Raw genomic sequence first — 844 nt, 5'->3', positions numbered from 1 at the left:
GCCCCGCGGCGCGCACGGCCGCGGCCGCCGCGGCGTGGTCGTACGGCACGCGGTGGAAGGCGATCGTGGCCGCGCCGTCGTCGAACAGCGCGTACATGGCGCGCACGTCGCGGTCGCGCGGCTGGCCCACCGATCCGGCCACCGCCAGCCACTGCCGGTGCGGCGGCACGGGCACGGGCACGCCGGGCTGGGGCACGAAGCGCATGAGCTTGGCGGTGGGCGTGAGGAAGTAGAGCGCCTGCTCGTGCACGTGGCCGCAGAAGACATAGCGGATGGCCGGGTCGATGGCGCTCGCGGCGGCCATGCTGCGCTCCGCCGCGCCGGCATCGTGGACGTAGTGCCACTGCCCGGGGTCGTCCGCGCTCGCGTGGACCAGCAGCGCCGAGGCACCCAGCCGCCGTGCGAGCGGCAGGTCCGCGAGGAACCCGCTGTGCCGCGGCGCGAGCTGCGCATGCGTCCACTGCGCGCTCTGGTCGCCGAGCAGCGGCGAATCCAACGGGGGATCGAGCGCGGCCGCGTCGTGGTTGCCCAGCACGCAGGGCGCGCCCTGCGCGGCCAGTTCCATCACCGTGTCGAGCACCGCCGCCGGATCGCCGCCGTAGCCGACCAGGTCGCCGAGCAGGGCGAACTGCTCCGCACCCTGCGCGCGCGCATGCGCGAGGCAGGCATCGAGCGCCTGGCGGTTGGCGTGGATGTCGGCGAACAGGGCGATCTTCATGGCGGGCGCGCGGGCGCGGAACGGTCGTGGATCGGCAGGATGCGGAATTCAGTGGTGGCCAGCGGTAGCCAGCGGTGGACACCGGCGGCGCTGCTCGACATGATGGCGCGGAAAGACCGGTTTCGG

At 74.4% G+C, this 844-nt stretch carries 1 protein-coding gene; it reads right to left on the bottom strand.

Features of this window, described 5'->3' with window-relative positions:
• Window positions 1–718, bottom strand: a 718-nt coding sequence (locus GVL52_RS31430) for a metallophosphoesterase family protein (protein WP_160012653.1), incomplete at its 3' end; no start/stop codon positions are given.
• Window positions 719–844 lie beyond the last annotated feature (126 nt).

Source organism: Rhizobium sp. 18055 (genome assembly GCF_902706285.1).
Lineage (GTDB): Bacteria > Pseudomonadota > Alphaproteobacteria > Rhizobiales > Rhizobiaceae > Rhizobium.
The sequence above is the reverse complement of the archived record's forward strand: the minus strand, read 5'-3'. Positions and strand labels throughout refer to the sequence as shown.